Below are 12,769 nucleotides of genomic sequence, written 5' to 3' on the forward strand. Positions count from 1 at the left end.
GTTCGCCACAGATTTAGTGTGGTCCGGCCCGCGGATCTGTGCCGGGGAGGGTAGCGGGACGTCGGTCAGGCGCGACTCAGCAGCGTGCTCATAGCCGCGTGGAGCGTCGCTTCCGGATCCTGGACCGCGCCCGGCGAACGCCAGGCCACGAAGCCGTCCGGGCGTACCAGCAGCGCGCCCTCGGGCGTCGTGCCGTGCATTGCGGCCCAGTCGGCATCGCCCTCGGGCACCAGATCGGCGTCCGGACCCGCACCGATCGCGTACGCGTCCAGCTGCACGGACAGCCGCTCCGCTACCCTCCGCGCCGCTGCCTGCCACGCGGTGCCCGCCGCGCTGAGCAGCACGAACGACCGCTCGTAGAGGTCCAGGGTGGATACCCGCCCGGTCGGCCCGCCGGCCCACATGTGCGGGGCCCTGGTGCCGGGTGCGCCCATCAGCTCCATCCGCTCCGGCACGATGGGCCGGTCCGGGGCGACGCCCAGGACCGCACCGTGCAGATAGCTGTAACCCATCGCCACCGAGAGGATCCCGCCCTTGCGCCCGCCGCCCGGGGTGACCGCCGGTGCGTAGCCGGGGTGGCTGTGTTCAGCCGAGCGGGACGAGGCGCGTTCGCTCGTCGCGCGCGCCACCGGGCGCCGCTCCGCGTCGTACGTCTCGAGCAGCGCGGGACCCGCCGATCCGTCCAGCACCAGCGCGAGCTTCCAGGCCAGGTTGTGGGCGTCCTGGATGCCGGTGTTGGAGCCGAACGCCCCGGTCGGGGACATCTCGTGGGCCGAGTCGCCGGCCAGGAAGACCCGGCCTGACGAGTAGCTTCCGGCGACCCGTTCCGCGGCGTGCCACGGTGCCTTGCCAGTGATCTCAACGTCCAGGCCCGGCGCACCGGTTGCCTTGCGGATGTGCTCGGCGCAGCGCTCGTCGGTGAAGTCCTCGAGTGCTTCGCCCTGCTCGGGGTGCCAGGGTGCGTGGAACACCCACAGCTCCCGGTTGTCCACCGGCAGCAGGGCCCCGTCCGCTTCGGGGTTGGTCAGATAGCAGACGATGAAGCGCCGGTCTCCCACCGCGTCCATGAGCTGCCGGGAGCGGAAGGCGATGCTCACGTTGTGGAACAGATCGCCGTTGCCGGTCTGGCCGATGCGCAGCTGTTCCCTGACGGGGCTGCGAGGCCCGTCGGCCGCGACGAGATAGTCGGCACGCACGGTGCTGTGCTCCCCGGTGTCCCGGTTCTTCAGGACCGCCATAACGCCCGTCGAGTCCTGCTCGAAGCTGAGCAGCTCGGTGGAGAACCGCACGTCGCCGCCTTGGGCGCGGGCTCGGTCCAGCAGCACGGGTTCGAGGTCGTTCTGGCTGCACAGGCACCATGTCGTCGGGCTGAAGCGGGCCAGCCCGCCGCCGGGGTCGATCTCCTTGAACAGCCACTCCTGGTCGTCGCCGGTCAGCGAGCCCGCCTGCAGGATGCCGTGGTTGTCCGCGAGGACCGACGCGGCCTGCCGGATGTCCGCCTCCACCTCGGCGCCCCGGAACAGCTCCATCGTCCGCACGTTGTTGCCGCGCCCGCGCGGGTGCATCGAGGTGCCCGAGTGTTTTTCGACCAGCAGATGTCTGACGCCGTGGCGGCCCAGAAACAGCGACGTGGACAGGCCCACCAAGGAGCCGCCCACGATCAGGACCGGTACGCGGTGGTCGACGTTCTCTTCCATATCTGCCATGAGTCGCTCCAGCTCCTGCCGCCCGGGGGGATGGAACTTTCATGCCCTCTGGGGCAACGGTTCCCTCGCCCATTCACCCGCTTGGTTCTCAGCTCTCGCGCCAGTCGAAGTACCGGACCACGATCAATTGCGGGAGCGCCACCCGAGCCAGGGAGGCGGACCGTCCGTATCCGCAGGGTGGTTGAAACCCGGGCGGATTCCACCGACGACGGACGAGGAGCGCCACGGCACGTGGCGGCCGAGCTGTCGATAAGGAGTGTGAACGATGACAACCCTGTCGGAACGGATATCGCAGTCCGCCTTCGATGGCTCCAGGCTTCGGGTCGTGCTGCTACTGGACCTCCAAGACGGCGCACAGAACCAGTTCCTCGAGGCCTACGAGCATCTGCGCAATCAGGTCGCGTCGGTCCCTGGCCACATCAGCGACCAGCTGTGCCAGTCGATCGAGAACCCCTCGCAGTGGCTCATCACCAGCGAGTGGGAGGGCGCCCCGCCCTTCCTCGCCTGGGTGAACAGCGAGGAGCACGTGACGACGGTTCAGCCGCTGCACAACTGCGTACGGGACACCCGCTCGCTGCGCTTCAGCGTCCTGCGGGAGACCGGACAGGCCTTCACCGAGACACCCGCACAGCTCAAGGGCAGGCTCCAGGCCGCCCCCCGGGTCGGCGACGGCGTCGTACGGCATGCCCTCACCTTCACGGTGAAGCCGGGCAGCGAGAAGGAAGTCGCGAAGATCCTGTCCGGGTACACCTCCCCGGCGGCCCGCGTCGACGAGAACACCCGGCTGCGCCGCACCTCGCTCTTCATGCACGGCAACCGCGTCGTGCGGGCGATCGAGGTGCAGGGCGACCTCCTCGCCGGACTGCGCCATGTGGCCAGGCAGCCCGAGGTCAGGGCCGTGGAGGAAGCCATCAACCCGTATCTGGAACAGGACCGGGACCTCGAGGACCCCGACTCCGCCCGGATGTTCTTCACCCGGGCGGCTCTCCCGGCGGTCCACCATGTGGCGGGCGACGGGCGCAACCCCGCCGAGCTGAGCCGTCACGCGCTCTACTACCCGGCCAAGGAGGGCTGCGGAATGGCGCTCGCCCGGCTGCTCGCCAAGCAGGACGAGGCGGCGGCCGAGAACCCGCAGAGCCCCATCGCGAGCAGCACCATCTTCCAGCGCGACGACATCGTCGTCCGCCTCGTCGATGTGAGCGGCAAGCTCGATGCGCAGCCCGCCCTTGCGCTCGGCGTCAGCGGACCCCGCAAGGCAGCCACCCTCGCCCGGCTGCTCGCCATCGGTGAGGTCGGCATGCCGACCACCAAGAAGGAGATGTCGCGATTCCTCGCGGACTCCCAAATGCACCTGATCACCGACCGGATCGCGTCGCCGGAATCCTGAACCGCACGTCCGGCCATCACGGCCACCGGCCGAGCCGTCGGGGGCAAGCACCTGGAGGAACCATTCATGACCACGCACCGCCCACGCATCGTGGACCTCAGCGAAACCCAGCCCAACCGCAGGCGCGGAGGCGACCTGCGCGCCATGCTCACCCCGACCGCGGTGGGCGCCACCAGTGGATTCATGGGCCTTGCCATCGTGCAGCCCGGCGAGCGAATCGGCGAGCACTACCACCCGTACTCCGAGGAGTTCGTGTACGTGGTGAACGGGCTTCTGGAGGTGGATCTGGATGGTGAGACGCACCCGATGCGGCCGGATCAGGGCCTCCTGATCCCCCTGAACGTGCGCCACCGGTTCCGTAACGTCGGGGACGTGGAAGCCCGCATGGTCTTCCACCTCGGCCCGCTCGCCCCGCGCCCGGAGCTCGGGCACGTCGACACGGAGGAGAACGAGCGGCCCGACGACACCGACACCGGTCACCCCGGAAGCGCCGAGCAGGGCAGGCCGCCGGAACGGACTGGGGTCGTTTCGTGAGCCGGCGGGTGGCGGTCACCGGGGTCGGTATCGTCGCCCCCGGCGGAGTCGGCGCCCAGGCGTTCTGGGACCTGCTCGCGAACGGCCGTACGGCGACGCGCGGCATAACGCTCTTCAACCCGGAGGGCTTCCGCTCGCGCATCGCCGCCGAGGTCGACTTCGACCCCGGGGCCCACGGTCTCGACCGGGAGCAGGTGGCGCGCTCGGACCGGTACATCCAGTTCGCGCTGGTGGCCGCCGAGGAGGCGATACGCGACTCCGGCATCGATCCGGAGAAGAAGGACCCCTGGCGTATGGGGGTCTCGCTCGGCACGGCGGTGGGTGGAACCACCCGCCTGGAGCACGACTATGTCGCGGTCAGCGGCAAGGGCGAGCGCTGGGACGTGGACCACCGGCCGGCCGGACCGCATCTGCACCGCGCGTTCTCGCCGAGCTCCCTCGCCTCAGCGGTGGCCGAACAGGTCGGCGCCCACGGCCCGGTGCAGACCGTCTCGACGGGCTGCACCTCAGGGCTCGACGCGATCGGCTACGCCTGCCACGCCATCCAGGACGGCCGGCTCGACGTCTGCGTCGCGGGTGCGTCGGACTCACCGATCTCCCCCATCACGGTCGCGTGCTTCGACGCGATCAAGGCGACCTCGCCGAACAACGACGACCCGGCCCACGCATCCCGGCCGTTCGACGCCAACCGGGACGGGTTCGTCATGGGTGAGGGCGGCGCCGTACTGGTCCTGGAGGAACTGGAGCACGCCCGGGCCCGCGGCGCGCGGGTGTACTGCGAGATAGGCGGCTACGCCACCTTCGGCAACGCCTACCACATGACGGGACTGACCCCCGATGGACTGGAGATGGCCCAGGCGATCAACAGCGCCCTCGAGCACTCCCGTATCAACAGCACCGAGATCGACTACGTCAACGCGCACGGCTCGGGCACCAAACAGAACGACCGGCACGAGACGGCCGCGGTGAAACGCTCCCTGGGCGACCACGCCTACAAGACGCCCATGAGCTCGATCAAATCCATGGTGGGCCACTCACTGGGCGCCATCGGAGCGATCGAACTCGTGGCCTGCGTCCTCGCCATGGACCGGCAAGTAGTGCCGCCGACGGCGAACTACGAGACCCCCGACCCCGAATGCGACCTGGACTATGTGCCGCGCACCGCCCGCCCCCGGAAGCTGCGCAGCGTGCTCTCGGTCGGCAGCGGGTTCGGCGGATTCCAGTCAGCGGTCGTCCTGACCCGGCCAAGTGGGAGGGCGCGATGAGCTCCGGAGAAGCCCGGCAGACGGTCATCACAGGCATCGGCGTCATCGCCCCCAACGGGTTCGGCACCGAAGTCTTCTGGAAGTCGACCCAGGCGGGCACCAGCGTCCTCGACCGGGTCACCCGCGAGGGCTGCGAGCAACTGCCGCTCCGCGTGGCGGGGGAGGTGCGCGACTTCGACCCCGGTGCGCTGATCGAGGAGCGCTACCTCGTCCAGACCGACCGCTTCACGCACTTCGCGATGGCCGCGGCCGATCTCGCACTCGACGACGCCCGGCTCGGCCGCGCCGACTACGAAGGCTCGCCCTTCGCCGTTGGTGTGGTGACCGCCGCCGGGTCCGGCGGCGGCGAATTCGGACAGCGTGAACTGCAGCGGCTGTGGGGCCAGGGCTCCCGCTTCGTCGGCCCGTACCAGTCCATCGCCTGGTTCTACGCGGCCAGCACCGGCCAGATATCCATCCGCGCCGGCTTCAAGGGACCCTGCGGCGTCGTCGCCAGCGACGAAGCTGGTGGACTCGATGCGTTCGCGCACGCCGCAAGGGCGGTACGACGCGGCACCGACGCCGTCGTCGTCGGCGCCGCGGAGGCCCCGCTCGCGCCGTACTCCGTCGTCTGCCAGCTCGGGTACGAGGACCTGAGCACCTGTGAGGACCCGACGCGCGCCTACCGGCCCTTCACCTCCGACGCCTGTGGCTTCGTCCCCGCCGAAGGCGGAGCGATGCTCGTGGTCGAGGAGGCGGCGGCGGCCCGCCGCCGAGGTGCCCGGCCGCGCGCCCTGGTGGCAGGGCACGCGGCCACCTTCACCGGGCCTTCCCAGTGGGAGCAGTCCCGGGAGGGTCTGGCCCACGCGATCCGCGGTGCGCTGGCGGAGGCCCAGTGCGCGCCCGAGGACGTCGACGTGGTCTTCGCGGACGCGCTCGGCGTGCCGGAGGCCGACCGGGCAGAGGCGCTGGCGATCGCCGACGCGCTGGGCACACACGGCCGGCGCGTACCGGTCACGGCACCCAAGACCGGTACCGGACGGGCCTACTGCGGAGGCCCCGTGCTCGACACGGCCGCCGCGGTGCTGGCCATGGAACACGGCCTCGTACCGCCCACGCCCAACGTCTTCGACGTGTGCCACGACCTCGACGTCGTCACGGGCAAGGCCCGCCCCGCGCAGCTGCGGACTGCGCTGGTGCTGAGCCGCGGGCTGATGGGCTCGAACGCGGCGCTGGTGCTGCGCAGGGCCACCGACACCCCCTCGTGAGAAGGAGAAGCCCCCATGTCCGATCGACTGACCATCGAAGAACTCGCCGCCCTGATGAAGAAGGGCGCCGGACTCACCGTCGACCCCGTCGACCTGGCGAGCCGGCCCGAGGCCCGCTTCGACGAGTTCGGCCTCGACTCGCTGGGCCTGCTCGGCATCGTCGGCGAGCTGGAGAACCGGCACGGCCGTCCGCTGCCCCCTGACGCGGACCGCTGCAAGACCCCCCAGGAGTTCGTGGACCTCGTCAACAACACCCTCATGACTGGAGCCTGAAGTGCCCGGACACACCGAGAACGAGATCACCGTCGCCGCCTCCATGGACCTCGTCTGGGAGGTGACCAACGACATCGAGAACTGGCCCCGACTGTTCAGCGAGTACGCGTCGGTCGAGATCCTCTCCCGGGAGGGCAGCACCACGACCTTCCGCCTGACCATGCACCCCGACGACAACGGCACGGTCTGGAGCTGGGTCTCGGAGCGTACGACCGACCGCAAGGGCCGCAAGGTACGGGCCCGCCGCGTCGAGACCGGGCCCTTCCAGTTCATGGACATCCTCTGGGAGTACTCGGAGGTCCCGGGCGGCACGCGCATGCACTGGACGCAGGACTTCGCGATGAAGCCGGACGCCCCGGTCGACGACGACTGGATGACCGACAACATCAACCGCAACTCCCGCGTCCAGATGGAACTCATCCGGGACAAGATCGAGCAGCGCGACCGCGAGAGCCGCAGCGCCTCGGTCACCGCCAACTGAACCCCGGGCAAGGGACCTGAGAGAGAAAGGGAGCTCCCCGATGCACCAAGCCCTGATCGTCGCCCGTATGGCGCCGGAGTCGGCCCCCGACATCGCCAGGCTGTTCGAGGCGTCCGACAACGGCGAACTGCCGCACCTCGTCGGGGTCGCGCGGCGCAGCCTGTTCCAGTTCGGCGATGTGTATCTGCACCTGATCGAATCCGAGCGGCCCCCCGGCCCCGAGATCGCGAAGGTGACGGACCATCCGGCGTTCCGGGACATCAGCGACCGGCTCACGGCCTTCGTCAGCCCGTACGACCCGGAGACCTGGCGCACCCCCAAGGACGCGATGGCCCGCCAGTTCTACCGGTGGGAGCGTGACGGAGCGGCCTGACACAACAATTGCCCCGGGCCCGGCTCTGTGCCGGGCCCGGGGCTTTTGTGCCGTAGGAGTGTGCCGCGGAGAGTCACTCGGGCACGGCGCCCTCGAACGCATGGAGATACGCGTTCACCGGACGGATCTCGCCGACGAGCAGGCCCGCCTCCGTCATCCTGTCCACCAGGCTTGCCTTGGTGTGCTTCGCACCGCCGACATTGAGGAGCAGAAGCAGGTCCATCGCCGTCGTGAACCTCATCGAGGGAGTGTCGTCGACGAGATTCTCGATGACGACGACCCTGGCGCCCGGGCGGGCCACCGTGACGATGTTCCCCAGCGTCCTGAGTGTGCTCTCGTCGTCCCACTCCAGGATGTTCTTGACGATGTAGAGATCGGCCTCGACCGGGATGTCCTCCCGGCAGTCCCCGGGAACGATGCGCACCCGCTCCGCCAGCGATCCGCCGGCCCGCAGCCGGGGGTCCGCCTTCGCCACCACGTCGGGCAGATCGAGCAGGGTGCCCCGGACGTCCGGATGCTTCTCGAGCAGACTCGCCAGCACATGACCCTGGCCGCCGCCGATGTCCGCGACCACACGGATCCCGGTCAGGTCGAGGAGCTCCGCGACCTCCAGCGCGGACTGCACGCTGGAGGTTGTCATGGCCCGGTTGAAGACATGGGCCGACTCGTGCGCGTCCTGGTGCAGATACTCGAAGAACCCCTTGCCGTACAGCTCGTGGAAGATGCTCTTGCCCGAACGCACCGCGTCGTCGAGCCGCGGCCACGCGTCCCAGGTCCATGGCTCCGTGCACCACAGGGCGATGTACCGCAGGCTGTTGGGGGCGTCCTCGCGCAGCATGCAGGACATGTCCGTATGGGCGAACGTCCCGTCCTCGGTCTCGACGAAGACGCCGTAACAGGACAGGGCGCGCAGGAGCCGGCGCAGGGGCTGCGGTTCGGTGTTCAGCGCGGCCGCGAGTTCCTCCGCGGTCGCCGGCGCGTCGCCGAGTGCGTCAGCCACACCCAGCCGGGCCGCCGCACGCACGGCAGCGGCGCATGCCGCTCCGAAGACGAGCTCCCGCATGCGCATGGCCGACTGGGGAGTGGACTCGAAGGTTGACGCTGGTCTGGGGCTAACGGTGGTCATACCGCCTCGATTCTCCAGGTATCGGGGAACACCGGTCAGCACATCCCTGCGGGGGCGGATTCCCGGCACACATTGTTGAGGAACGTGTTGGCCGTTCCCCCGTCCTGGTTGACCAGGTCCGCCGTCTTGTTGCCCTGCACCTGGTTGTTCCGGATGACGTTGGCGGTGTTCTGGGCGCCCACGAAGCTCTTGAACAGCACGATTCCGCCGGAGAGCGGCGTGGAGCCCACGTTGTTCAGGATCTGGTTCGAGCGGACGACGGTCGCCTCGGAACCGGTGAGGACGATGCCGGAGCCCTGAATGGCGGGCAGGCGCGGGGTGGCGGCGCAGAACTTGTTGTTCTTGTAGATCATGTTGCCGCGTACGGTCATCGCGCCGGCCGCGGGCTTCGACTCGTCGCCCACGACGAACACGCCGGCGCAGTTCTCGGTCATGGCATTGCCGCGGACGGTGAGGTTACGGACCCGCCTGACGGTGACTCCGATCCTGTTCCCGATCAGCACGTTGTCCGCGACCACCGCACCCATGGTGTCGGTCGCCCCGCCCTCCTCCTCGACCGTGTTGGCGATGAAGATGCCGGCGTCTCCGTTGTCCCGGGCGACGTTGCCACGGAACACACCCCGGGTGGACTTCTGCTGAGCGATGCCCCAGATGCCGTTCTTCTCGGCGAGCACCCGCCTGACCGTCAGCCGGTCGGTGCCGGACGCCCAGATGGCGTTCTTCTTGAAGCCCGAGAGGGTGAGCGAGCGGATGCTGACCCCGTTAACGGTCTTGGCCGCCGTACCCATCACACAGATGCCGTTGCCGTTCTGCGCACAGGTGTTGGTGGCCGGCGTGGCAGCGGGCCCCGGCATGATGACCGTGCTCCTGCCGGACCCGCGCAGGGTCAGGTCCGCCTTGGTGATGAGCACGCTCTCTCGGTAGGTGCCGGGGTAGAGGAAAATCGTGTCTCCCGGCGCGGCGGCGTCGACCGCCGCCTGAATCGATTCGCCCGGATACACCGTGTGCCTGACAGGTCCGGTGGACGGCGCCGCCGCGCCCAGTCCAGTGACCATGATTACTGAGATGCATGCGAGGCATCTGATCTGTCGTTTCGTCATGAGGCGAAGCTATGGGCGATCATCCGCGCTCGCCACACGGAGTGAGCGGATGGATACCTACTGTGCGCGAATGGCCGCTCACGTCCCCCCGACTGGGCCAACTGCGCCTCGGCCCGGGCGGTGCTCAAGGGGGTGTGGGCCGAGCCCCGCCAACCGCTGAGGAGCGAATGCTGCGACGTGATCGTGGGCCGCGCGGTCGGTTCGGCGCCGGGGTCGTCGTCGGACATCGCGACGGCGACCCCGCCGCCCACTCGGGCGGCGGGGTCGCACAGGAGACGACGGAGGAGGCTCCGCGACAACAGTTATTCGCCCCACGGAGCTTCGCTAGGCACGGAAGCCGTCGAACGCGATGTTCAGGTGGCGGGGTCCGCGCAGGACGGCGTTCTGGCGGTAGGGGGGTGGGTCCTCCAGCAGGCGGGGGTTGTCGAGCCTGCGGGCGAGCGCGGTCAGGGCGAGCTGTGCCTCCAGGCGGGCGAGGGGTGCGCCGAAGCAGTTGTGGATACCGCTGCCGAAGCCGAGGTGCTGGTTGTCCTTCCGGTCGGGGTCGAACCGGTCGGGGTCGAGAAACCGTTGCGGGTCCCGGTTGCCGGAGGCCAGGACGAGCCAGACGGAAGCGCCCTTGGGGATGGTGGTGCCGGCGATGTCGATGTCCGCGAGGGTGGTGCGCTGTGGAAGCAGTTGCACGGGGGGCTCGAAGCGCAGGAGTTCTTCCACCAGCGGGACGGCCAGGCGGGGTTCGTCCCGCAGCCGCTTGAGAACGTCCGGGTTGCGCAGCAGGGTGAGCATGCCGTTGGTGATGAGGTTGACCGTGGTCTCGTGGCCGGCGATCAGGAGCAGGGCAGCAGTGCTGAGCACCTCCAGCGGGGTCATCTGCCCGTCCGGGCCATGGTCGGTGACCAGTGCGGAGAGCATGTCGTCGCCGGGTGCGCCGCGACGTTCCTCGATGAGCCCCGACAGGTACATGCCCAGTTCGGTGCGGGCTTGCTGGGTGACGCGGAGCCGCTCGCCGGGGTCCTGCTCCGGGTCCGGGTCGAGGCTGGCGGCGATGGTGTCGGCCCACGAGTGGAAGCGTGCCTCGTCCTCGCGCGGAATCCCGAGCAGTCGGCAGATCACGGTCACGGGGAAGGGGTAGGAGAAGTTGTCGACGAGGTCGACCTGGTCCCGGTCTCCGAAGCCGTCGATGAGGTCGGAAACGATCCGGGCGAGTTCGCCGTGCATGTTGTGGACGCGCCGGGGTGTGTGCGGCGGTCCGAACGGGCGCATCGTCATACGGCGCAACCGGTCGTGCTCCGGAGGGTCGAGCTTCAGGAAGGCGGGCGGCAGAGCCGTTGCCTCCTCTTCCTGCTGGGGGAGTGCGCCGGCGGCCTGGGGGGAGAGGTTACGGGCGTCCGAGCTGATCCGCGGATCGTGCAGCAGGCTCTTGATCTCCCAGTAGGTACTGACGACGAACAGAGCGTCTCCCTGTTGGGACACCGGCGTCTTGCGGAGCTCGGCGTACAGGGGATAGGGGTCGGCGCGGTTGGCGTGGTCGGTGATCTGCCGCAGGAGCATGCCTTGCGTCATGGTGGCGTCCTTGTGGGCGTTGGACAGCGGGCTTCCGGGTTCCCCGTGCCGCGGTCAGGCTCGGGCAGGGGTGAAGGTGATCCGCCGGTCGGTCGGCGAGTAGCCGCTGAGGGTGACAGACGGCCCGTGGGTGGGCAGTGAGGGGTCGGGGAAGTCGGCCGGGACCGGCCGCAGACCTTCGGGACGGCGGTCCACCGTGGGGAATGCCGGCGGGAACGGCGCAGCCGCTTCGATCTGCCGCTGGTAGAACTCCAGCCACTTCGTCTGGTCGAAGGTGACGGCGGCGATGACGCGGCCCTGGTATCCGTACACGCCGGTGAAGCGGCGCTCGGCGAGTGACCCTTGGGCGATGAGGACCTCCTCACCCAGGGACGGAACGCCGACCGATTTGATGCTGACCCCGAATTGGGAGGACCAGAAGGCCGGCACCCACAGGTGCGGACGGCGGTCCGAACTGGCGCTGATCATGTTGTGCGCCGCGATCTCGGCCTGTGCGACGGCATTGCCCCAGTGTTCGAGGGACAGGAACTGGTACCCGAAAAGCGCGTGCGGGGATCGTGCCACGTCGCCGGCGACGAAGATGTCGTCGGTCACGATGCCCCGGACGTCAAAGGCGCGGCATCCGGCGTCACAGGCGATTCCGCGCGGACCGGCGCCGAGTCCGGAATCCGCCAGCCATGCGGTGTTGCGCGTCGCGCCGAGCGAGACCACCGCGATATCCGCGTCGATGGTCGTGCCGTCGGACAAGTGGGCGCTCCGCAGGCGTCCTGCCGAGTCGCCCTCCAACCCCGTGACCATGATTCCGCAGCGCAGGTCCACGCCGTGTTCGCGTTGCAGCTCTGCGGCCGCCTGGCCGACCACGCCGCCGAGCGCGCCCACGAGAGGCGCTGCTGCGCGTTCGACGACAGTGACCGGCAGCCCGCGCTCGCGGCAGGCGGATGCGATCTCCGAGCCGGTGAAGCCGGCACCGATGACGAGCACCCGGCGCGGCGCGGCCATCAGCTGCCGGTGCAGCCCGGCCGCGTCGTCGCGCGTACGCAGTACGAAGACCCCCTCCAGGTCGGCTTCCGCCTCATGCGGCCATGGCCGGGCATGAACGCCGGTCGCGATCAGCAGCCGGTCGTACTCCACCTCGTCGCCGTCGGCCAGGCGCACTCGTTTGGCTGCCATGTCCAGCCCGGTTGCGGCGACACCGAGCCGCCAGTCTGCGTCGATCGCCATACGCCGGGGCAGTGCGGTGCGATCGGCGGTCGCCTTGCCCAGTAGGACCTGCTTGGAGAGCGGCGGCCGGTCGTACGGTTCGTGGGGCTCGTCTCCGATCAGCGTCAGTGAACCGGTGAAGCCCTCCTCCCGTAGGGTCTCCGCGGCCCGGAGGCCGGCGAGGGAGGCGCCCACGATCACGATCCGCCCCTCACGCCTCATCCATTCCAAGAACCCGTCACTCGCCACTGGACAGGCCCTCCTTCACCGTGCCGGCCCCATCGCCCAGGTCGTCCACCAAGATGGCCTGGACCGGACACGACGCGGCGGCGCGTGCCACGTGCTCGCGCTGTGCGTCGTCGGCGTGCGGGTTGTACAACAGCGCCTCGTCGCCGTGCATGGCGAATACATCGGGTGCGAGGAAGGCGCACTGCGCGTACCCCTGGCACCGGTTGAGATCGACGACAAGCCTCATCAAGGGGCCGCCCTTTCAGTAGTCCCCTGCCCCAGCATG

The 12,769-nt window shown here is 69.4% G+C and carries 13 protein-coding genes; 7 read left to right on the plus strand and 6 right to left on the minus strand.

Annotation, left to right across the window (positions count from 1 at the left end; all coding sequences use genetic code 11):
* Positions 1-65: 65 nt before the first annotated feature.
* Entirely contained in the window at positions 66-1,697 is a 1,632-nt protein-coding gene (locus ACH492_RS01050) for an FAD-dependent oxidoreductase (RefSeq protein WP_398983219.1), read from the minus strand.
* Between the two features lie 274 nt (positions 1,698-1,971).
* On the opposite strand from ACH492_RS01050, the gene ACH492_RS01055 reads away from it, so the two are divergent.
* The 7 genes from ACH492_RS01055 to ACH492_RS01085 all read left to right on the plus strand — a co-directional run bounded on the left by ACH492_RS01055 (position 1,972) and on the right by ACH492_RS01085 (position 7,266).
* Positions 1,972-3,093: a SchA/CurD-like domain-containing protein gene (locus tag ACH492_RS01055; RefSeq protein WP_398981450.1), complete on the plus strand. Its 1,122-nt coding sequence runs from the start codon at positions 1,972-1,974 to the stop codon at positions 3,091-3,093.
* A gap of 66 nt (positions 3,094-3,159) precedes the next feature.
* A complete protein-coding gene (locus tag ACH492_RS01060; RefSeq protein ID WP_356229345.1) occupies positions 3,160-3,627 on the plus strand; it encodes a cupin domain-containing protein in 468 nt (155 codons plus the stop codon).
* Positions 3,624-4,892 carry a beta-ketoacyl-[acyl-carrier-protein] synthase family protein gene (locus ACH492_RS01065; RefSeq protein WP_398981453.1) on the plus strand — a complete coding sequence of 423 codons (1,269 nt, stop codon included), beginning with the start codon at positions 3,624-3,626 and terminating at the stop codon, positions 4,890-4,892. Before ACH492_RS01060 ends, ACH492_RS01065 begins: the two co-directional genes overlap by 4 nt.
* Positions 4,889-6,139 (plus strand): ketosynthase chain-length factor, encoded by a 1,251-nt coding sequence (locus ACH492_RS01070; RefSeq protein ID WP_398981455.1) that lies wholly within the window; start codon positions 4,889-4,891, stop codon positions 6,137-6,139. Before ACH492_RS01065 ends, ACH492_RS01070 begins: the two co-directional genes overlap by 4 nt.
* Before the next feature lie 15 nt (positions 6,140-6,154).
* Complete coding sequence (locus tag ACH492_RS01075; RefSeq protein WP_398981457.1) at positions 6,155-6,412, plus strand: acyl carrier protein; 258 nt, start codon at positions 6,155-6,157, stop codon at positions 6,410-6,412.
* A 1-nt stretch (position 6,413) separates the two neighbouring features.
* Positions 6,414-6,893: an SRPBCC family protein gene (locus ACH492_RS01080; protein ID WP_398981459.1), complete on the plus strand. Its 480-nt coding sequence runs from the start codon at positions 6,414-6,416 to the stop codon at positions 6,891-6,893.
* Between the two features lie 40 nt (positions 6,894-6,933).
* A complete protein-coding gene (locus tag ACH492_RS01085) occupies positions 6,934-7,266 on the plus strand; it encodes a TcmI family type II polyketide cyclase (protein WP_307660448.1) in 333 nt (110 codons plus the stop codon).
* A gap of 73 nt (positions 7,267-7,339) precedes the next feature.
* Here ACH492_RS01085 and ACH492_RS01090 read toward each other — a convergent pair whose 3' ends face one another.
* The 5 genes from ACH492_RS01090 to ACH492_RS01110 form a co-directional block, all read right to left on the minus strand.
* Positions 7,340-8,392, minus strand: coding sequence for a methyltransferase (locus ACH492_RS01090; RefSeq protein WP_398981461.1), 1,053 nt, complete (start codon positions 8,390-8,392; stop codon positions 7,340-7,342).
* A gap of 35 nt (positions 8,393-8,427) precedes the next feature.
* On the minus strand, positions 8,428-9,492 hold the full coding sequence (locus ACH492_RS01095) for a nitrous oxide reductase family maturation protein NosD (RefSeq protein ID WP_398981463.1): 1,065 nt from the start codon (positions 9,490-9,492) through the stop codon (positions 8,428-8,430).
* Positions 9,493-9,816: 324 nt separating this feature from the next.
* Complete coding sequence (locus ACH492_RS01100) at positions 9,817-11,055, minus strand: cytochrome P450 (protein WP_398981465.1); 1,239 nt, start codon at positions 11,053-11,055, stop codon at positions 9,817-9,819.
* A gap of 54 nt (positions 11,056-11,109) precedes the next feature.
* Positions 11,110-12,504, minus strand: coding sequence for an NAD(P)/FAD-dependent oxidoreductase (locus tag ACH492_RS01105; RefSeq protein WP_398981467.1), 1,395 nt, complete (start codon positions 12,502-12,504; stop codon positions 11,110-11,112).
* Entirely contained in the window at positions 12,494-12,730 is a 237-nt protein-coding gene (locus ACH492_RS01110) for a ferredoxin (RefSeq protein WP_398981469.1), read from the minus strand. Before ACH492_RS01110 ends, ACH492_RS01105 begins: the two co-directional genes overlap by 11 nt.
* Between the last annotated feature and the right edge of the window lie 39 nt (positions 12,731-12,769).

The organism is Streptomyces sp. NPDC019443 (assembly GCF_044389785.1).
Classification (GTDB): Bacteria; Actinomycetota; Actinomycetes; order Streptomycetales; family Streptomycetaceae; genus Streptomyces.